The organism is Mesoplasma grammopterae ATCC 49580, from assembly GCF_000701525.1.
Taxonomy (GTDB): domain Bacteria; phylum Bacillota_I; class Bacilli_A; order Mycoplasmatales; family Mycoplasmataceae; genus Mesoplasma; species Mesoplasma grammopterae.
In genome coordinates this window covers 42813-66221 of the sequence record NZ_KL370789.1, presented here as the reverse complement: position 1 = coordinate 66221, position 23409 = coordinate 42813, and the positions used below count along the sequence as shown (strand labels likewise).

Below are 23409 nucleotides of genomic sequence, written 5' to 3'. Positions count from 1 at the left end.
TCACTTCCTTTCAAAATTAAAAATTAAAATTTTGCTTTTAAATATGTTTCAAGTTCATCTAAATTAATACGAACTTGTTCCATTGAGTCTCTTTCTCTTACTGTAACTGAATTTGTTTCTGGTGTGTCAAAGTCAACTGTTATCACGAATGGTGTTCCAATTGCATCTTGTCTTCTATATCTTTTACCAACATTTCCTGTTTCATCATATGTAACATCAAAATTATTTAAAAGATTTGAATATAGAGCTAGTGCTTGATCATTTTGTTGTTTTTGTAAAGGCATAACAGCAATTTGATAAGGAGCTAGGTTATATGGCAATTTCATAACTATACGTGAATTTCCTTCGCCTAAATCTTCTTCATGATATGCTTGTCATAAAATAGCTAACATCATTCTTTCAACACCAACACTTGGTTCAATTACATGCGGTAAAACTTTTTGATTAGTAGTTGGATCTAAATAAGTTAAATCTTGCTTAGATGCTTCTTGATGAGCATTTAAGTCAAAATTACCTCTATGTGCAACTCCTCATAATTCTCCTCAACCAAATGGGAATTTAAATTCAATATCACTAGTTGCTGTTGAGTAATGTGCTAATTCATCTTTTTCATGACTTCTAACTCTGTAATTTTCTTTATTAATTTGAATTTTATCTTGTAAGAATGTTTCGACTTCATTTAATCAGTATGAGAATCAATCTTTTTCATCAGATGGATTAAAAAAGAATTCTAATTCCATTTGTTCAAATTCACGTGTTCTAAAAATAAAGTTACCTGGTGTAATTTCATTTCTGAAAGATTTACCAATTTGACCAATACCAAAAGGTAATTTTTTTCTCAATGATCTTTGAGCATTTTTAAAGTTTATAAAAATACCTTGCGCTGTTTCAGGTCTTAAATATACAGAAGAAGATTCATCTTCAAGAACTCCTTGATTAGTTTTAAACATTAGTGCAAATTTTCTTATTTGTGTAAAATCACATGCCTGACATTTTGGACACTTTATGTTTTGTTCTTTAATAAATTCTTCCATTTGATTTTCTGTCATAACTCCAGCATTAATTTCAGAATTAAATTCTTCAATTAATTTATCTGCTCTTCATCTACTGTTACATTTTTTGCAATCAATTAATGGATCATTAAACCCGTCTATATGACCACTAGCTTTTCAAACACTTGAGTTCAAAATGATTGAACTATCTAAACCGATATTGTAAGGGTTTTTTCTAACAAAATGATTTCATCAAGCTTGCTTTAATTTATTTTTAACTTCTACACCCAATGGTCCATAATCTCAAGAATTAGCTAATCCACCATAAATTTCTGAACCTTGAAAAATAAAACCTTGAGATTTTAAATGGGCAATTAATTTTTCCATATTTTTTCTCCTTAATAGTCTTGTATATAAAATAACAAAAGTCAGCATTTGGCTGACATAAAACTATTTCAATTATAAATGATTTTACCTTTAAATACTATTTTTTGTCAACACTTTATGAGTGTACTCTCAAAAGGAGTCATCTTTATAAACTTCTTTCTTTAAAATCTCATTCATAGGATATGAATATATTCCTATTTCATTAAGATAATAACTTAAAAGTAATTTAGAAATTATTATTTCAAAAGAAACATTTATAGGGAATTTTTGAATAGTGAAAAAAGTATTATTATCCATTCTTTGTAAATATTTAATAAATTCATAATCATGTTCTTCTTCATTTTCATTAATACAATTAGGGCAAACTAAACCATAATGTTGAAGATCAAATTTTCTATAAATCTTACTTGCTTTGTTACAACGATAACATTTATTTAATTCTCAGTATCCTCCAAAATTTTTTAATGAGTAAAAAAGAAATCAAACCATATTTGAAAAAGGGTTTACCTCATCATTAATATTTCTTATAGCTTCTCTTAACATATCAAATAATTTAAAATCTTTGTTATAAAAAAGTTCTTCTTGTAAAATAACTGAACTTATAATGCTTGCAAATAAATAATTATTATATGATTTTGCAATTTTAAAATTATCTCTTACTAATATTCCCGTTTTTAATTTTGAAATTGATTGTGTTTTTCTTGATTTGAATATTTCAAAATCAGATTCAGAAAATACATTAAGTGAGTAATTATTTTTGCTTGATGCTTTATTAGCACCTAGAGCAATAAAACTTAGTTTCCCAAATTCATCAGAATAAACTGTAATAATTTTGTCATTTTCTTCATAATTTAAAGAATCTAAAACTATTCCTCTGATTTTTACTTCACTCATTAGTATTTATCCTTGTCGTATCCCATCTTTTTAATTAAACTTGCAGAGTTTCTTCAATTCTCTTGGACTTTTACAAATAATTCTAGATTAACATCTTTTTCAAAAAGTTCTCTTATTTGTTTTCTTGATTTATATTTAATATCGCTTATTTTTTTACCTTGATGACCGATAATGATTCCTTTTTGAGATTTTCTTTCAACTATAATAGATGCAACAATATTAATTTCATCTTCTGTTTCTTCAAGTTCATCTACAAGTATAGCAACTGAATGAGGAACTTCTTGCCCAGCTTTTAAAAGTACGCTTTCTCTTATTATTTCTCTTATTGCAAAACGATTAGGTTGATCTGTAATAGATTCTTCATCATAAAAGTAATGACCTGTTTCAGGCAAGAAACCAACAATTGTTTCTATTAATTTATCAATATTAATATTTTCAGTTGACGAAGTAATAATAATTTCATCAAAAATTTGTTCGTATGTATTTCATTCAGTAGCTTTTAAAAATAATTTTTCTTTGCTAACAACGTCAGCTTTTGAGATTACAAGTATTTTTTTAATATCATTCTTTTTTGATAATTCATTTAATATAAATAAATCATTTTTTCCTATTGTTTCATCAGCTGGTGCCATAAATACAACAACATCAACTTCTTTCATACTTCTCATAGCACTAGAATTCATAAATCTATCAATTTGATTTTTTGACGTGTGTATTCCTGGTGTGTCTACAAATATCAATTGATATTCTTTTTCTGTTAAAATACCTCTTATATTATTTCTTGTTGTTTGAGCTTTATTTGTAACAATTGAAATTTTATGCCCTATTATTTTATTTAATAAAGTTGATTTACCAACGTTTGGTCTACCAACTATAGATATAAATCCTGATTTAATTTTATTCATCTTTTTCCTCTATTTCTTTATAATCTTCTTCAGTAAATTTTATTGTGTAATTTATTTTATTTATTTTAAGTATTTCATCTTGAATGAAAAACATTTCTTCTTCATCTTTTTCATTTGTTTCATGATCATAACCCATTAAGTGTAAAAAACCATGAGTAAATAAAAATCCCATTTCTTCTTTCAAAGAATGTTGATATTTAATACTTTTTCTTTCTGCTTCTTCAATACAAATAAAGATATCTCCTATTTCTTGATATCCTAAAGCTTTTATTTCTTGTGGTGACATTTCTATTGGAAATGATGTTACATCAGGTATATAAGAATGATTTCTATATTCTTGATTTATTTTTTGAGCTGGTTCACTATCTAAAAAAGTAATAGATAGATTTATTTTATTTTTTAAATTCAGATATTTAAAAACTGAATTAATTATTTGTTTTGCTAAATCTTCTCATTCTTTTACTTTTAAATCAGTTTCATTTATAAAATCAATACTTATCATTCTTATTCCTTTTTACTTTAATATATTAATTTTAAGACAAAATCAAAAATTTATCATTACTTAATTTAGTAAAGATAGTTAAAATTGACTTTATTTCATCAAAAGTTAATATTTGAAAATCATTTTTAATTAATATTACTTTTTTGTTAATGTAAAACACATTCAATAGTTTAATTATTTCTTTTTCAATTTGAGTATTAGTTTCTGGTTTTACTAGCTTTGTTATTTTGATTGAGTATTTATTTAAAAGCTCATTAATTTCCTTAATATTAAAAATATTTATACTATTTTTATTTGATGTTGTTATGTTTTGAAAAATAGTTCCAAATTTGATTTGAAAATTTTTTGAATAATAAATTTGTTTACGTAAATCAGATGTTTTTAAACTGTTAATGTTCTTGTTATTTATGTAGACATCAACTTCTATATCATTTTTAGTTTTATTTATATTACCTAAATCAATTTTAAAATTTATTATGTTTAACCCTTTATTTAATTCTAATTTTTGTTGTTTATTTGAAATTAGAATATTGTTTATTTCTTCATTAAAGTTAACTTCGTTTTTTTCAATAAAAAATTTTTCAAATTTTATAATTGATATCTTATATTTTTTTATTCATATTAAAGTTTGACCTAAATTAAAAATATTAATTCTACTAAAATTTTTAAACAATAAAATTATAAAGAAAAGTGAAAATTCTAAATTACCATTTTTTAATAATGATCAACTAATTATATAAATTAATACTAAGCCAACTTTATCTCAAAGTTCAATTCAATTTAACTTTGAGCTAGCGAGTTTATCTTTTTCTTCTAATTTTAAAAGTTTTGCTAACATATCATATTCAGCACAAATATTTTTTACATGTTCAATATTACTTAAAAATATAAATCATTCTTTATCTTGATTAAAACTATCTTTTTTAACAAAATTATTTATAAAAATATTAATCAAGATATAAATAACATCAGCTATAAGTATTATTAAAAATAATTCTTTAATAATAAAATAAATAAAGAATAAACTTACTACTTCAGAAATAAATGATGAAATGCTGCTCTTTAAACTGTAGTTTTCATATTGACATACTCATTTTATTTCTTGATATAAATAAAATAAATCTCCTGAATTTGTAGATTCAATTAAGTTTGAGAATTTTTTTAATAAAAAATGTTTTCTTTTTTTATAATTTTTATTAAGAATATTAATCGATATATTTTTGAAAAGTATATTAAACAATAAAATGATTAATGGAAATAAATATATTAAAAAATCTTGAGTCTGTTCAGATAATGAATTAGAAAACATCTTAAGAAATTGTGTATCTAAAATAAACAATAGTGTTGATACTAAATTTATTAATAAGTATAGAATAAAGTCAAAATTAAAAATATTTAAAAACTTTTTAAAATTAAATTTAAAGTCTTTATTAAATGATTTGATGTTGGATTTAAAAATTATTACGTTACTATTAAAACATTTCAAAAATTCAGGCAAACTTTGCATAGTTTTCTTTTCTTTGCTTGGATCAAATACAATTAAATTATTTTGTAAAATACTTTCTACTATAACAAAATGTAATAGGCCATCAGAATTTATCACTTGTGCTAAAAATGGTACTTTATTTTTTAATTCTAAAAAATCTTGCTCAACTTTAAAAGCATCGCCTTTTAAATAAAAATTACTAGCTAAATCAATAACGTCATAAAAGCTAAGTTCATCATCATGGATTGACAGATAATTTTTAACTTGTTGCAAATCAATTTCATACTTATAAAAATGATTAATCATCATTGCTATGCATGCAACACCACAATCTTGATATGAGGTTTGTTTTACTAATTTCAAAAAAATCACCTCACTATATTAGTAAGGTGATTTTGTTAAATAATTACAAGTTGTTGTTTAATTTTTTCTTTTTGTTCTTTTCCTTGTAGATATTCTATTATATTTAAGGCAAATGGAACTACTGTTCCAATACTTGAACCAGTAACAATATTTTTGTCTATAATACTATCTTTTTCTTGAACTAAAGCTTTTTCTAAGTATTTATTAGAAGTAGGGAATTTTACTATTTTAATATTATCGATAACTCCAGCTTGACCTAAAATTTGTGGTGCAGCGCAAATAGCACTAACCATTTTATTTTTATCATTAAAATCTCTTATTAAATTTAATAAAATTTCATTATCAAACAATTCATTTACTCCTGGTCCTCCAGGTATAACTATTCCATCATAATCTTGTGAATTCAACGATTGAATATTATATTCTGCTTTTACAATTATATTATGAGAACCTACTTGATATTCTTTATTTTCAATATTGTATATATCTACAATAATTTCTGATCTTCTCAATATATCTATTGTTACAATAGCTTCTGATTCTTCAAAATTTTTATGTAAAATTATTGCTACTTTTTTCATAATTTCTCCTTTATTCATAAGTTTCACTTAATAATCCAGCAGGGTCACCTTTTCTTATTTTTCTAGTTATAACAGATAAGCTTCCAAAGAAAGATAATCCGATAATAACTGCAGAAACAATAAATGGTCATCAAGTTAGTGCCATTGGTATTGCAAGCCCATATGAGGCTAAGATTATTGAAACTGAAGACATTGCTGCGGTTGCTAATAGTGTTGATATAAATCATGCAAATATTGCTAATACACTAACTACCCCAAATGAATATTTCTGTGTTTTTCAATTTGAATATCCGAATGATTTCATTAATATCATAAACCTTTGTAGTGAAGCTATGTAAATATCTCCGATTAACATTATTAATAAGGATGCCGTGATAATTACAATTATGATAAAGAATGAACCTAAAATAATAGCCAGACCTGTTATTTGTTTAATTAATTCTTTTTCAGTTGAAAGAAGTTTAGAATTCATAATACTACTTGTTACATATCCATCAGATATATTTCCAATTGGTGTTTGACTTAACATTAATAACCCGTTATTCTCTGAAACACTTTGTCAAATACCCGTTGTTAAATCAATTGTTTCTTCAACATTTGAATATTTTGTATTGCTTCACATGTATTGAGTATATTCAGTTGAGTCTGCACCTTCAGATAACATATTAGTTCAATCATTTAAATAAATATCTTTATTATCATCATGTAATTCATATCTATCAAATTCACTGACAATTTTATTTCCATTATTATATGTTATAGTTTGTCCTGCTTTAACTTTTGGAGTATCTTCAAAAACATTATTTTTAACATCTTGTTTTTTTGCTAGAGAATAATTTGAAAGAATATTAGCCATCTTTTGATCCATTAAAATCATACTTGTGTTGTAAGAATTTAATGTTCCCACAACTTTGTAATCTATATTTAAGTCTGAATTTAAATATTTAACAGTATCATTTTCTTGCTTAAATAAATTGTCTCTCATAGCACTTGCATATCAAACATAATTAGATTCTTTTTCTAATAAGTTTGCTAAACCTTTGTTTTTATAATCTGTTCTTTTATAACTTAAAGAATACGGTTTGATTTTAATATATTTTGAGTCTTTTGCTGATGAGTACATACTTTCTCAAGCATTTTTAACATCTTTTGGTATATTATCACCAATAATACCTGATTCAAAGTATTTTGATTTATCAGGTGTGTTGTTTGATACATTAGCTCATTCATCAACTGAACCAATTAAGTTTTCTGGAATAAATAACTCAATATTTTCATATTGATAGTATGGTCTAACATAGCTTACACCATTCTCATTGTCATCAACAGCAAAATCATTAAACATATAAGCATTATTATCTATTGAAGTGTTTTCATTTTCACCTGTGTATTGAATTTTATAAGTAAATTTATTGTTATCAAGATTAGCTGGATCTAAATAGTTTTGATCACTTATTACACCAGTTCTATTACTTTTAATATTTGAATCACTATCTTTTTGATTTAAATTAGTTTTAAAATAATCTGAATTCATGAAATCTGAATCATTATATACTCAGGCCTGTTTTGGCAAGCTTAAAAATTGATTATCATTTTTTGATTTAAATTTTAATTGATTTCCGAATACACCTTCATTTTGTAAAACCTTATTATTTGATAGATGATATTTATTTCTTGCTTGATTGTTTGGCATTATAGGAATTGTTAAAGTTTTTGTTTGAGCATCATAATAAACAAAGCCATTTTCAGAAATTGATTTTTTCATGTCTCATTGATTATTTATTAACATTTCAATTTGAATAGCTGTTTTATCACTTACAAATATTTTTTCATTGTTTAGATCAAATGCTTGTTGATTAGGGTTTATTCCTGTAAAACTCATATTTTTATATTCTTCAGTATCAACATTAATGCTTGTTGCTAATGAATCTTGGTTTTTAGTTACTTTTTTAACATTATATCCAAAAGCATATTGTTCTTTACGTGAAGGATCTTGTAAATATCTTTCTACATAAGGTGGAACATTTTTTAAAATAATTGATAAAATATCTTCTTTTCAATTACCAGTAGATTCTCCAGAACCTCCACCTAAAATAGCACCAAGTATCATTGGTATTGCATCTGTTAAGTTTTTTGTAATGATGTTAAATTTATTTAAGTTATCGATGTCACTATTTATTCTAGAATAAGCCTTTGTACCATAAGCTGTTGCATCATAATAAGAGTTCATAATAACGCTTAGTGCTTGATCAATCATACCAACACTAAATTGTGAACCTATACCATTTGCAAAGTTGTTACCAAATTGTTCAGTGATTAATTGGAATAATCCAGTGTTATTATCATTTTCATCATTTTCTGTTGAATGAACTGCATTGTTACTTGAATCGTTAACAATATATTTAAATGTATTTGTAATTTGCCCACTACCATCTTGGTTTTTTGAATAAACATATTTAGATAATGGAGAAACGTCAAATGATGAATTATAACTATATGTTGGATTTGAATAGTATTCCATTAACGATGTAGATTTAAAATTTCCGTCGATGGTTTTTAAATCTTCAGTATAACTAATTGTCGATTTCGACAACGGCGCGTTGTACACATTTTCTACAAATCTATGTTGGTTGTTGTAGTTCAAATGGTTATAGTAACCATTTTTAGTTGTTTCAACTAAAGCCGGAATTGACAATCCGAAGAAAATCAAGAATGATGAAATAAAAATTACAAATGCGGTTGTTGTTGTATTTCTAATTGCTGAGGCACTTACAATTAAACTAAATCTTAAAGTGAATTTTGAATTTGCAAAAACTCTATTAATTCAGTTCATTATTGCAGCTTGTTGTTTTATTTTACCAACCTTATTTAGCATTAAAGTTACGTCTTCTCTTGTTTCAATGTAAGCAAATAATATTGATAGAATAATTACAGCAAAACCAAATGCAAATATACCAATTAATAAAGCAACCATTGAAATTGATATTTGAGAAATTTGCACACTAAAATATGGAATAAACATCTTAATAAATATTAATTGTACTGACGTTCCAACTATTCAACCAACAGGTATAACTAAGAAGGTTATAATTAAACCAATAACAGCATATGATTTTGCTATTGAGAATGAATTTACTCCCATCGCTTTTAATATTGCTATTTGTTTTATGTTTGCTTTAACCATTTTCTTAATGTAAATTACAACTCCCAATAATGATATAACACCAACAATAACAGATATTGATATCATGATTATTAATAACCCTGAAACTATTGATGGTTGAAGAACCCAGTTCATTCTATAACTTGATTCATTAAAAGTTTTAATATTTTTTGATAATGGAGTAAATGATGTAAAAGTTTGAAAGTTTTTGTTAACATTATTGTCTTTAGATCATAAGAAGTAATTAATATTTGTATTAGATATTTGTTCTTTTGAAGTTGATTGTGAATTTTCAACAATTGGGAATAATGTTTGTTCAGTTCCATAAATAATCGCTGAGTTTCTATATTGAGGTAATGGCACGTTTTCATCAACTATTGGATAGTAAGAGAATGTATCAGTTGCAATACCTACTACAGTTAAAACTTGAGGTCCAATTTTTATAGTTGAATTATTTTTAATATTATGCGCTTTTGCATATTGTTCAGAAACTAATATTTCGCCATGATTTAAAGGTAATCTACCACCTTCATTCTCATTTAAAATTTTTAGGTTAGTATGATTGTATTCATCAAGTATTACAGCTTTATATTGAATTTGATTTAAGTTATCAAATACATTAAATTCCTTTCTAAATTCAATATCAAAATTAGAGTAAGATGCTGCAATTTTTAAAAACATTCTATAATTGTTTGACATATTATTTGTTCATGGGCTATTATCACTAAATAATGCATAATTACTTTGATTTCAAGTTAATCATTCAATATTTCTTTCTGAAAATAAATTACCAAAAAACTGATCAGACATTTTAGAGTTATTGATTGCACTAAATTTACCACTTCAATCATCATTTAAACTATTTGAATTTAAACTTAAAGGATTTAAATTAATATATTCAGCTGAAGCTTTTGTGATTTTGTCTTCTTCATCATAAAACGCAACAATTGGGGTTGATTTACCTTTTAAACCATTATTCTTAATTTCTGCATACACATCAGCATTATTTGTTGTATCTTTTGACACATATATATAGTTTTTTTCTTTTATGTCTCCTGTAACTACAGAATCATACAATCTATTTTGTTCATTAACTATTCACTTTTTATTTACATTTGATTGATTTCAATTATCTTGAATATCTTGACCTGTTATAAATTGAAAAATAGCTTTTCCTCTATTTTCTCTTTGAAAACTTCAATTAGAATTATTTAAAAATTCTCTCATAAAAGCAAAAACACTTGAAAATGCATTTGACGCATATAAATAAATCTCTTTATTTTCAATTCGAATAATATCATTAATTTGTGGTTGATTATTATTTAAATCATTAACCTTAAAAGCAGTGTTATTTTCATTTATATTTTCATTAAAATCTTTTGTTGAAAGATTAGTTTTTATATTATTTAAATCATGTTCTATAAAACTTTTATCATCTATTTCATTTATATAACTAACTATAGGAACGTAATTCAAATAATCTACACTTGAATCATTATGGTTATAGTAAAGATCTAAATCGGTATAAAAACTTTCTAATAACAACATTCTTGTAGTTCAGAAAAACGCATTTGATGTAAATGCATTTCAATTATTATTTGAATCTTCATTATAAGTATTTGAAATAAAAGTATTAAGCATTCTATTATCTCTTTCAAAAGCTTCTGTAATAAATGTTCTTCCATATATTGAATTAAAGTTAATGTTTACTGTTTCTTGTTGATCAACACTTGTTCTTGAATCAATTGGTAAAAAACTAAGTATTAATTGCTTTGAAACTTTATTAGTTGAAGGTTGATTCTTAATAAAAGACATCTGATCTGAAACATGATAATCAAATTTTTCAACATCCCCAACAACTGAATTATAAGTATCATTAAGTCTATCTTTTATTGTTAGTGAACTTGTTAAAACTACAATAGACATAAAAGACAATAACAAAATACTTAAGAATTGAATCCTAAACTTAAATATTGATTTTAAACTTTGTTTAAAAAATAATAAATTATTTTTAAATCTATTCATATTATCGCCTTTATTTCTTTTAATAACATTATACAATATGCAAAATAAAACTTACCAATTTTTGGATAATTTCCAAAGTGGTAAGTTTTTATTTTTTATTCATGTGTTTCCATCAATAGACCTGCTGGATCACCTTTTCTTACTTTTTTAGAAATTAAAATTAAACTTCCAAAATAAGAAATAGAAACAACAGCTAGACTGGCTACAAATGGTCATCAAGAAATAATGAATGGAACAGCAAATCCTGTCATTTTAAGCATGAACATGATTAATGCTATTAATCCGCATGCTAATAATGTAGCTAATATTCATCCAATAATAGATAAAATAGTTACGGTTCCAAATGAGTATTTCTGAACTTTTCAGTTTGAATAACCAAATGATTTCATTAAAATCATAAATCTTTCATAATGCGTTATGTAAATATCTCCAATTAATATAATCAATAACGAAGAGGTTATAATAACACTTACAATAATTAACATTGCAATTGAAATTGCTAATTGTGAAATTTGTGCAATTAAGTCTTTTTCAATGCTTAATAATTTTTGATTAGCTACTTGTAATTTTAAGTCTTCTTGAGATATATTGCCTATTGGTACTTGTGATAAAAGTAGAATACCATTGTTTTCTTGTGTTGTTTGAAGGAATCCAGTAGTTAGATCAATTGGTTCATCAATATTAGAAAATTTAGCATTGTTTCACATCATTTGTGTGTAATTAAGTGAACTAGCTCCACCATTTAACATTTTTGTATAATCTGAAACATATAAATCTTCACTTTCATTGTGTAATTTATATTTATCATAGCTAGATGTAAATGATACACCATTAGCATTAATTGTTTCTCCTGCTTTAACTACAATTTCTGGTTCAAAGAAATTATAATTAACATCATATTTTTTGCTAATTGAGAAATTACCAATTAAGTTAGCTAATCCTTGATCAACAATAGTTAAACTACCATTATATGAATCAAGACTTCCAACTGATTTTAAATTAACTTTTAAATCGGTATTTGCATATTTAACTTGAGTTGCTTCTTGTTTAAATAAGTTTGCTCTCATTGCATCAACAAATCATAAAGGTTGTCCATCTACAATATTTGCTAATCCTCTATTAATAGATTCTTCTTTAGATAAACTATATTCTAAAGAATAAGGTTTTATCATTATATAACCATTAGAACTAGCATCAGCTCCATAAGTTGATTCTCATGCTTTTTTAGTAGTTGTTGGAACATCCTCTACACCAACATTGTTATCAAAATATCCTGCGGTATTTACACCATTTTTATTATTATAATTTGCTCATTTATTAATTCCGTTTTTTTCATCTTGATTTAATAATGCTTTAGGTAAGAACAATTTAATATTTGAGTATTCATAATATGGTCTAACATATGAAATTCCTTCATTATTTTTAACAGCAAAATCATTGAATAAATAACTGTTTTTTTGAAGTGTGTTATGGTCATCGTATAAATATTTATATGTAAACTTATTATTATCTAAATCATATAAACTTAAATAATTTTTATCTGTTTGATATGTTCCTGTTCTATCATTTATTACTGTATTAGCGTTTTCGCTACCTTCAATAAAAGAATTTTTAAAATAATTTGAATTAATAAAATCAGAATCGTCATATGTTCAAGCTTCTTTTGGTAGAACATCATATGTTGTATTCTCTCCATTTTTATGTTCGAATAAAATTTGTTGTTGTTTTGTAAAAATATTATCAATTGTATTATTTTTATTTAATCCATATGAGTTTAAAGCTTGCTTGTTGGGTAAAATTGGCACATTTACTGTGTTTGTTTCATGATCATAATATTTAAATCCATTTTCTTCAATATCAGAATCATATTTTGTAACATTAAATACATTATTTAATTTATTTAAAGTTTCTTCACTTACAAAAAGTTTATTTTGTAAACTATTGTTTATTGTAAAAGCTTTTTGATTTTGCTCTAAACCTGTTAATTTAATATTATTTTCATTATTTGAAACTTGAATATTAGTAGCAAAAGTTTCACTATCTTTATATATTTTTTTAACATTATATCCAAATCCATATTGTTGAACTCTTGATGGGTCTTGAATATAACTTTGAACAAAAGCTGGAGCAGATGATGCTATGACTGAAAGTATTTGTTCTTTTCAATCTTTTTCATCACCAGATGTTCCTGATCCTAAGATACTTCCTAATATCATTGGTATAGCTTGAGTTAAGTTTTTAGTAATAACATCATATTTCTTTTGAACTAAAGCGTCATTTAAATATGTCTCTTTAGCAATATTTGTTTCAGGGTTTAGCGTAGTTGCATCATAAAGTGAACTTGATAAAAGACCAAAAACTTGTTCAATAGTTCCAATTGAAAATTGAGAACCTATTCCGTTTGCAAAGTTATTACCAAATTGTTCTGTAATAATTTGAAATAATCCTGTTTTAGCTTCAGTTTCACCTTCACTGTTGGATGGCATATTTGCTGAATCAGAAACTAAATATTTAAATGTATTTGAATATATAGGTTTGTTTTTAACATCCATTCCATTATACAAGTACTTAGAAATTGGTGATGAATCATACGTTGATTCAAAGTAATTTGAAGGATTTGAATATGCAAAGATATCTCCATGTTTAGTATAATCATTGTCTATTACACTAGGATCTTTTGAATAACTTATTGCACCTTTAGATAATGGTGAGTTAGAAACATTTTCAATGTAGTTATAACTATTTGAATATTCAACATTTTTATAATATGCAGATTCAGCTGTTCTTACAGTTGCTGGAATAGTGAAACCAATTGAAACTAAAAATGATGTTATAAAAATAACCACTGTCATTAAATATATATTTCTTCTGTTTGTTGAAGCTAAAGTTATACTGAATTTCAAAGTAAATTTTGATTTGCTAAAAATAGTATTTTTCATTTTATTTAAAATTCAAGAATGAGATTTTTTAGTTTCTTCAACTCTTAAAATTTCAATAACTGATTTATTTGTTAATCTTCATGCAACTAAGAATGAAACCATAACAGATAAGAACCCAAAGAATATGAAACCTATAATAAGAGGTAATACAGAAACTTGAATTTGATACAATTGAATACTAAAATATGGAACAAATAAATGCACAAAACCAGATTGAACTAACAATCCTATACCTCAACTTAAAGGAATAATAAATATAGCAATAATAACTGATTGAGCAATATATGATAAAGCAATATTATGCGGCTCTACACCTAATGCTTTTAAAATACCTATTTGTTTTGTATTTGCTTTAATTGATTTTTTAAGTGATATTAATAAACCAGATAATGCTATTACACCTATTATTAATGAAATTATAATAGTAAATAAACTATAAGCTAATACAACTTGAGGCTGTAAGTCTCAAGAGAATCTGTATACAGATTCAGCAAATGTTTTTGCTTTTTGAGATGGAGCAAATAAATAATTGAATAAGTTCATATCTGATTTTTCATTTGTTCAAACAAATCTTTTTGCATATGTTTTAGTAATTTTTTCTGCGTTTGAAGAAGGTGCATCTTCAAATAAAGGTTTTAATGTCTCTTGTGATGCATAAATAATCCCTGTATTTTTAGGTTGAGGTATTGGTAAATCATCATTTACAACAGGATAATATGAAAATGTGTCTGTAGCATATCCAACAACAGTAAAGTTTTGAGCTCCAACTTTTAAATCTGAAAATAAAGGTATTTTTCTTGCTCTAGCAAACTGTTCAGAAATTAATATCTCACCTTTTGCAATTGGCATTCTTCCTCCCTTATCGGGATTTAATATTTTTAAATTTGAATGTTTCATTTCATCTAAAACAACAGCTTTATACTCAACTTGTGAAGAATTATCAAATACAGAAAATTCTTTTCTAAATTCTGTTTCTACATTTGAAGCAATTGCTGCAATATCAGATTGCATTTTATAAGTAAATGATAGTATATTAGCAACTTCATTATTCATATTTGTATAATTCTTACCTTGTAAAATTCAATCGTAGTTAGAATTATTCATTAAATTGTTAAATAAGTTTTCTTCAATTTTAGTTGAGTTAAATGCAGTTAATCTAGCAGATCAATCATCACCATTTGCTGCTGATTGTAATTTAAATGAATTAAGGTTTATAACTTCATTGTTTTTATTATTATTTTGAACAAAAGTTGGAGTAGATATACCTTTTAATCCATTTGCTTTTATAGCACTTTCAATATCTATTCTAGAGTTTGAATTAATACTTATTAAAGCATTATTACTTGTTGAATTGGTTACTCTAAGAGAATATTTATTTTGTTCATTAACCATTAGATTAGTATTAATAGGAGTTTCTCTTAAACTATTACCTGTAATTACTTCATATGTTTTTTCTGCTAGACGATTTGTACTATTGCTCAAATTATAAGTATTATTTATTTCAGTAATATAAGCTCCAATACTACTAAATGCTATAGTTGAAAAATAGAATAAATCTTTTTGTTTGATTTCGTATATATTTATAGGCTTTGTTGACTGGTAATTTCTAATAACTTCATAATCGGACTTTATTTCATCTTTGTTTAAAGTTGATACATATGTAAAAATTGGTGTTTTTTCTAAATTTAGAGAACTTTCTGTTTCTTGACCATCTAAAGTTGAAACTAAATTACTATAAAAGTAATTTAATAAAATATTTCTAGTTTTTACCATGAAATCTTTACTGTCTAGATCTCACCCAACTGATTGATTATTAGCATAATATGTATTTTTCATATTTTGATCTAAAAATGCTTCAGTTATAAAAGTTTTACCACCATATATTTCATTAAAAGAAATATTAAAAGTTTTAGAACCTCCATTAATTGTTGAATATGATTCTGGATCTACAAACATTATCATTGGATTTTGGGAAACATTGTTTGATGTAACTCCACCAGATATACCAAAAAATTCATCGTCATATTCATAGTCAAACTTGTCAACACTTTTTACAACTTCGTTGTATGTGTGGTTCAATCTATCTCTTAAAGAAATAGAAGTTGTTAAAATAAAAATTGATAGGAAAGAAAGAATTAAAATGATAACAAATTGAATTTTAAATTTAAATATACCTTTTAAACCCTGTTTAAAAAGTAATCAATTACTTGTTTTTTTCATAAACGCTTCCTTTCCTTTTTGTGTTTATTATTTTCTAGTTAAATTTGTAATATAGAAATATTTATTTCCTATTGATTCATTCAATGGAACTTTATCTCTTTTTAAAGTAACTTGATAAGTTTCTTTAATTTTGTATTTTTTATTTTGATAAATTAAGTTATATTTTATTTCGGCATCATTATGTATTTTGTCAAAATTTGTGTAACTAATAATTTGAGTTGTTCAGTTTTGTTGGTCAAAGAAATGACCAAAATTGTCATTGTAATATTGTCTTTCTGAAGATTTTGACATTCACGAGATTCCTTCAAGCATTACAGAAATCATTTTGATTGTATTTTCTCTTTTTTCAGGCATTTCTGTTGGTTTTCCGTCAACCATTACACCGTGACCATAAGCTTGGGCAATTGCATCGAATATTGAACCACCTATAAATTTATTTGGATTTGTAGGGTCTAAACCTAAAACATTTACTATTGATTTTGAATTATTAACTTCTGTATCACCAAATTTAACTGATTGATTTCTTAAAGCTGCTGAAACAACTTTTAAAGTTGCAAATAAGTTATTTGGATTTTCATAACTCGGTTCTTTGCCAATTGAAATAGAACTATAAGAACTACTAAATAATGAAAGAATTATATTTCTAATAGCTCCTAAATCAAGGAAGTATTCTTTTCCTTCTATTGGGTCTATGAATTGTTTAGAAATAGTATCAACAATAGTTGCTATTGAAGAATTTTTTAAACCATATAAAAATTGCATATTATTGTCATAATCAATATTTAACATTTGAGTGAAAATTATGTTCATTTTTGTATTAAAAATTGAACTTAAGTCCTTAAAGTTTTTAATAACAACATCACTAAACATAGGTTCACTTGAACCATCTTTTGTTGTGAAATAATTAATAGTTTGGAAGATACTTTTCAATAATCCACCATCATATAAAGCACCAAATGGATTTTGCGATCCACTTAAACTTGATATTTTTAATAATGGAGCTGAATCGATTACAACTCTATTATCATTTTTAGCATTTACTGATTCTGCAAGTAGATATAATATGTCACCTATTAACAATACTGATTTTCCTTCTTCTGTTAATGGTTTAAAAACAGCTTCATTCAATAAAGATTGAATTATTGTATAAGTATCTTTATTTTCACTTGCTAAAATTTCTTGTAAAACACCTAGTAGTCTAATGATTTCTTTAACAATTTCTTTTGGTAAAGAATTATTTGCTTTAAGAATGTCATTTAAAAATTTTATAATTTCTGTTATGTTTAAACCAAACATTTTAGATTGATTAGATTTTAAACCATAAGTTTCAGGAGTACTTGAAGAATTACTTGATAAAGCTTGAAATATTGGTTCAACAATTATATTAGATTTTGGTTTAAATTCACCTTCTGACGTTGGAATACCAAAAAGAACAATAACAAGATTTTTTGCTTTTCTTGTATCTCTTCCAGGATTTAAAAAATTATTTAAAATTTTAAAAGTTTTATTAAGGTTTATTTGATCATAGTTTTTAACATCATTAGCGTCTATTTCTTGATTTAAAACATAGGTCAAATTATCTGGTGTAATTTTTGTGTCTATAATATCAGCATATTCTTGTATATATCATAACAATGTAAATATATATTGAAGTGCTGAAGACATTTTATTAAGTGTTCCAACTTTTTCATTAGTTGAATTTTCACCAGTATCTTTTTTAAAGATTTCTGTTCAAAAGTTTTTAGATATGTCAGTTATAGCTTCAAATTTTGTTTTTCTTTGTCCAACATATTTAGTTAAAGGGTTAGAAAAACTTTCTTTGAAACTTTCTGGAAGTGTTTCAAATTTAACTGATAAACCATCTAATGTTTTTGCTAAACTTTCTTTTGTGTTATTAGGTAGTTGGTTTAAAATAGTAGCAATATTATCATTTAAGAAACCAGCTTCTGAAACGCTAAAATCACTTCCTAAAACAACTCCAATTATTGATGAAACTAGACTAGCAGTTGAAGTGATAGAACTTGAACCTGTTTTTTTGCCTTTGTGTGTTTCACCATTTTTTATACTTGATGAATTGATGTTATTAACTCAATTGCTTCCATAGTTTTTAAATAAATAACGATCCATTCTTGTATTATCATCGTTAGGATTATTTGAAAGTGAAAGTGTTAAATCTTCTTTTGGCAAAAATTGACTAGCTTTCATACCACTAAAGTTGTCTAATGTATATGAATAACCTATGTTTGCATTAGTTGTTGAATATTCAATTCCATTTATTTTTCTACTATTATTGCTATAGTCGTCTATAGCTAATTTAGTATCTGATGTATTATTCGAAGTTAATATTTGTGCTTCAGCCGAAACATTTGCAATATTAATTATCTTTTGAATACTTTTCACAAATTCACTTTTAGCTTTCATCGTATATGTACAACTAACTGTTGCAGCCGATGAAGCTAACATACTAACAGCAGTTAAGCTTAAAAGCATTTTTTTCATATTAACTCCCTTTCCTTTGATTAATATAAAATTAAAAATATTTATATTATTATACCATTTTTAGGGATTTTGATAGAAAAAGAGGTTAATTTAAGTATTAAAAAATAAAAAATAAGGACTTTAAAACCCTTATAGTTTATTATTTTTTAATTATTATCCCTCTGTAACGAGTTGTAGATAAAATAGTTTCCTTAATACCTTGAACCCCAAACCCTGAATCTTTTACACCTAAGAAAGGTAAAACATCAGGTCCTCTTTGAGTTCTTCTATTAATATTTACAGTTCCAACTTCTAATTGCTCAGCAACTTTATAAGCTAAATCTACATCTTTTGAGTAGATTGAAGTTTGTAAACCAAAATTTGATTTATTAGCAACGCTAATCATGTCTTCAATTTTATTTATTCTTATAATTGGAAGTACAGGACCAAATGGTTCTTCTCAAGCTACATTCATCTCAACTGTAACATTATCTAATAATGTAGGTTGTAATAAGTTTTTATCTCTAGTTCCACCATAAACTAAAGTTGCTCCTTTTTTAACAGCATCATTAATTAGATCAGTTACAAAATCTGCACTTTTTTTATCAATCATAGGTGTAATAATAGGATTCTCATTTGGTAATCCAACAGTTAACTTAGCAACTTCTGCTTTAATTAATGGCGTTAACTTATCTGCTATATTATCTGTAGTAATAACTCTTTTAATAGCTGTACATCTTTGCCCTGAATAACTAAATGCTCCTGCAACTATATCTTTAGCAATGTTTTCTAAGTTATGATCATCTAATAAGATAGCTGCATCTTTTCCACCTAATTCTAAAACTAAGTCTTTTGAGCTTGAAATTTCCATTAATCTTCTACCAACAGGCACACTTCCTGTAAAAGAAATGAAGTCAATTAATGGGTTTGTTACAATAACATCTCCAATGTCTCTTCCACGTCCAGTTACAACGTTCAATACACCAGCTGGTATACCAGCTTCAATGGCTAATTGACCAATTTTGATACCTACAACACTACCTTGAGTTGCTGGTTTAAATACAAATGTATTTCCAGTTAATAATCCTGGCGCTAATTTAGAAACAGCTAAATTAATAGGGTAGTTAAATGGTGAAATACCAACACCAACACCTTTTGCTATTCTTTTATATTCAGCAACAATATCTTCAGTAACGCCTTTAGAATTTTTATCAAAAGTTAAAACTTGTAAATCATTATATTCTGAAATTGTTAAATCTATATATTCAGCTGTTCTACGAACTTCAGTTAAACAATCTTTATATGCTTTTGCGATTTCATGCATCATTGTTGTTGCTAAATTTTCTTCGTTTTTTAACAATAAATCTCTTCATCTAATTAAAAACTCAGTTCTTTTTTCAATACCAATTGCTTCTCATTTTTTTTGAGCAGCTTTTGCTGCTTTAAAGGCTGAGTCTATTTCTTGAGAAGACAGTGCACTAACTTGTGCATAAACTTCATCAGTTGTTGGGTCCATAATATCTAATCAAGAGTTAGAGTTTATTTCTTGATTGTTAATTATTGCTTTGAATTTTTCCATATTAAATTCTCCTTTATTTGATTGCAATTTAATTTTAAAACATTCAACCTACTATAAGGCAATACAAAAAATTAAATTTATTTATTTTTTAATGTTATACATAATAATTGAACCTGCAATTGCTGCATTTAATGATTCAACTTCATTGCTCATTTCTATGTTTAAATTAATGTCTATTAAAGGTTTAAGTTCATCACTTATGCCTTTTGCTTCATTACCTATTATTAATGCGTACTTTTGATTTTTGCTAAATTCTATTTGTTTCATAAATTTTGTTTCATCATTTAAAACCGTTCCTATGATTTGATAATCATTTTGTTTTAATTCATTAATTGTTTTAATTAAATTATCGTTTATTAAATTTATTGAAAATAAGTTTCCTTGAGTTGATCTCAAAACTTTAGGATTATAAAAACTGACAGAATTATTTGAAGCAACTACAGTCTGAAATTCAAAAGAAGCTGCACTTCTAATTAAAGTTCCCATATTACCTGGATCTTGAATTTGATCTAAAATTAATATATTTTCCAACATGTTAATTTCTTGGTCTTCTAATATACAAGTTGCAAAAATTCCTTGACTTGTTTTGGTTGAAGAGATTTTACTTGAAACATTTTCTGAAATTAAAACGCATTCAAAATTATTAATATCATAAATTTTACTAAAGATTTTTTCTTCCAAAAATATAGTTTTAACAATATTTCTTTTAATGGCTTCATTAACCATGTGCAATCCTTCGATTACAAAAAGATTTTCAACTATTTGAAATTTTTTATCATCTCTTAATTTGATTAAATCTTTGATTTTGTTATTTGATGTTGATGTTATTTTTTCCATTTTAATAATTTTCTACTTGTCTTTGTTGGTTTTTTTCATGTTTAGCTTTGTAAGTTTTAATTAAATCTTCTTCAGAATAATTTTGCACTTTTGCAATTTGTAAAAATGAATTAAAAATTTTAGAGAATGTTTGATCATTTGGTTGATTAACTAAAGCAGTTAAATCTTTTATTAATTCAAAATAACAATCAATATTATTGTTATATCCTAAATCATTAAAATTAAAAGTTTCGAAATTATAGTTAATTTGATTTCCTAAACTTATGATAAAGTGTAATCCATCAATATATTCTTCTAATTGAACTTCTTTAGCACCAGGTGCTCCTTGTTTTCAATATTTAAAACTTTTTTCTTCATTGGCATATTCACCCAATTCTACTCAAAAAGCAATTAGTTTTTTTCTAAACATTTGGTGATCTAATGTTAAATTGTGTTTTTCTATTATTTTATTATCTAAAAATTCTTGTTGTTCGCTTAATCATTTAAGTGTTGATTTTTTAATCATATATGTTCTCCTTTTTAATTTTAATATTATATATATATATTAATGATTTTATCTTATAAAATATTTAATTATTAAAATAAATGTATTGAAATAAAAAAAATCAGCAATGCTGATTTCAATATACTATTTAACTCCTGGTTTTCCTAGTAATTTAAACATATTGTATTTATAAACTTCAACTCCTGGTTGATCAAATGGATTAACTTCTAATAAGTATCCACTCATCGCAACAGCTATTTCAAAGAAGTAAACTAAGTATCCAAATTGTACATCATTCATTTTGTCAAATTCTAATACAATGTTTGGCATTTTTCCAGTATTAACGTGAGCATCAATTACTCCTTCAATAGCAGTTGAATTGATTTCGTGGAATGATTTACCAGCTAAGTAATTTAAACCATCATAGTTATCATTATCAGCTTCAACTAACATATTAGCTACTGGTTCTTTTACTTTAATAACTGTTTCAAATAATACGTTTCTTGCACCTTCTTGAACTCATTGTCCTAGTGAGTGTAAATCTGTTGAGAAAATCATTGATGTAGGATATAAACCTTTATTGTCTTTTCCTTCTGATTCTCCAAATAATTGTTTTCATCATTCTGCAGTATATTGCATTTGTAGTTCATAAGCAACTAAAGCTTCAGCTTTATAACCTTCATTATATAAAGCATTACGAGCAGCAGCATATTTATAAGCTTCATTTGTTAAATCACCTTGAACTAACTCATCCATTGCTTTAATAGCTCCTGCAAAAATATTATCAGTGTTAACTCCTGCAACTAATAATGGGAAAATTCCAACAGGTGTTAAAACTGAGAATCGCCCACCAATATCATCTGGGATTACAAATGTTGGGTAACCTTTATTATCAGCTAAAGTTTTTAAAGCTCCTTTTGATGAATCTGTTACAGCAACAATTAATTCTTTTGAAGCTTCAACTCCAACTTGTTCAATTAATTGTTTTTCTAATGCTCTAAAAGCAATTCCTGGTTCTGTAGTTGTTCCTGATTTAGAAATAACACAAATTCCAAATTTTTTACCTTTTAAATATTCTGATAACTGAGCAACATAAGTTGAACTCATTGTATGTCCTGCATAAATTACTTGAACTTTATCAGAGTGATTAATTCCTCTAATCATTTCATCAGCTGCTCTAATACCTAAGTATGAACCACCAATTCCAACAGTTACTAATACATCAATTTTATTTCTTAATGAAGATGCAACTTTTTTCATTTCTTCATATTCTTTTTTATCAAATGTTTTTGGTCATTCAATTCATCCTAAAAAATCATTACCTTTTCCAGATTTATTAATGATCATCTCATGAACTTTTTTAACTTTAGCTTCATTTAAATCTGCAATAGAAAGTCCTGAATGTTGTAAATCAACTTTAATCATATATTTTCTCCTTAAATTTTTACTTTACAAAAATTATTATACTCTTATGAAAAATAAAAAAATATAGATTTAGAGCAGTACCTAAAAATCTATATTTTAATTATTTATATTTTCAATTAAAAAGAAATCTTAAATATTTTTTTCTTTAT

Annotated in this window: 13 protein-coding genes; all 13 read right to left on the bottom strand. The window is 25.3% G+C overall.

The window, feature by feature from the left end:
* Positions 1 to 23 precede the first annotated feature (23 nt).
* Positions 24 to 1379: a glycine--tRNA ligase gene (locus T314_RS0103015; RefSeq protein ID WP_029512126.1), complete on the bottom strand. Its 1356-nt coding sequence runs from the start codon at positions 1377 to 1379 to the stop codon at positions 24 to 26.
* A gap of 90 nt (positions 1380 to 1469) precedes the next feature.
* A complete protein-coding gene (gene recO / locus T314_RS0103010) occupies positions 1470 to 2273 on the bottom strand; it encodes a DNA repair protein RecO (RefSeq protein WP_029512125.1) in 804 nt (267 codons plus the stop codon).
* Positions 2273 to 3178 carry a GTPase Era gene (gene era, locus T314_RS0103005; protein WP_011183163.1) on the bottom strand — a complete coding sequence of 302 codons (906 nt, stop codon included), beginning with the start codon at positions 3176 to 3178 and terminating at the stop codon, positions 2273 to 2275. The genes recO and era overlap by 1 nt, the downstream gene beginning before the upstream one ends.
* The gene (ybeY, locus tag T314_RS0103000) at positions 3171 to 3680 is read right to left on the bottom strand and encodes an rRNA maturation RNase YbeY (protein ID WP_029512124.1); all 510 of its coding nucleotides are present in this window, start codon (positions 3678 to 3680) and stop codon (positions 3171 to 3173) included. Before ybeY ends, era begins: the two co-directional genes overlap by 8 nt.
* Positions 3681 to 3711: 31 nt before the next feature.
* On the bottom strand, positions 3712 to 5529 hold the full coding sequence (locus T314_RS0102995) for a cysteine peptidase family C39 domain-containing protein (protein ID WP_029512123.1): 1818 nt from the start codon (positions 5527 to 5529) through the stop codon (positions 3712 to 3714).
* A gap of 35 nt (positions 5530 to 5564) precedes the next feature.
* The gene (locus tag T314_RS0102990) at positions 5565 to 6110 is read right to left on the bottom strand and encodes a DJ-1 family glyoxalase III (RefSeq protein ID WP_029512122.1); all 546 of its coding nucleotides are present in this window, start codon (positions 6108 to 6110) and stop codon (positions 5565 to 5567) included.
* A gap of 10 nt (positions 6111 to 6120) precedes the next feature.
* Positions 6121 to 11298 carry an ABC transporter permease gene (locus tag T314_RS0102985; RefSeq protein WP_029512121.1) on the bottom strand — a complete coding sequence of 1726 codons (5178 nt, stop codon included), beginning with the start codon at positions 11296 to 11298 and terminating at the stop codon, positions 6121 to 6123.
* A 95-nt stretch (positions 11299 to 11393) separates the two neighbouring features.
* On the bottom strand, positions 11394 to 16457 hold the full coding sequence (locus T314_RS0102980) for an ABC transporter permease (protein ID WP_029512120.1): 5064 nt from the start codon (positions 16455 to 16457) through the stop codon (positions 11394 to 11396).
* A gap of 27 nt (positions 16458 to 16484) precedes the next feature.
* On the bottom strand, positions 16485 to 18956 hold the full coding sequence (locus T314_RS0102975) for an MOLPALP family lipoprotein (protein ID WP_029512119.1): 2472 nt from the start codon (positions 18954 to 18956) through the stop codon (positions 16485 to 16487).
* A gap of 139 nt (positions 18957 to 19095) precedes the next feature.
* Entirely contained in the window at positions 19096 to 20514 is a 1419-nt protein-coding gene (locus tag T314_RS0102970; RefSeq protein ID WP_029512118.1) for an NADP-dependent glyceraldehyde-3-phosphate dehydrogenase, read from the bottom strand.
* An 81-nt stretch (positions 20515 to 20595) separates the two neighbouring features.
* Positions 20596 to 21351, bottom strand: coding sequence for a TrmH family RNA methyltransferase (locus T314_RS0102965; RefSeq protein WP_029512117.1), 756 nt, complete (start codon positions 21349 to 21351; stop codon positions 20596 to 20598).
* Position 21352: 1 nt separating this feature from the next.
* Entirely contained in the window at positions 21353 to 21856 is a 504-nt protein-coding gene (locus T314_RS0102960; RefSeq protein WP_029512116.1) for a dUTP diphosphatase, read from the bottom strand.
* A gap of 123 nt (positions 21857 to 21979) precedes the next feature.
* Complete coding sequence (locus T314_RS0102955) at positions 21980 to 23260, bottom strand: glucose-6-phosphate isomerase (protein ID WP_029512115.1); 1281 nt, start codon at positions 23258 to 23260, stop codon at positions 21980 to 21982.
* Positions 23261 to 23409 lie beyond the last annotated feature (149 nt).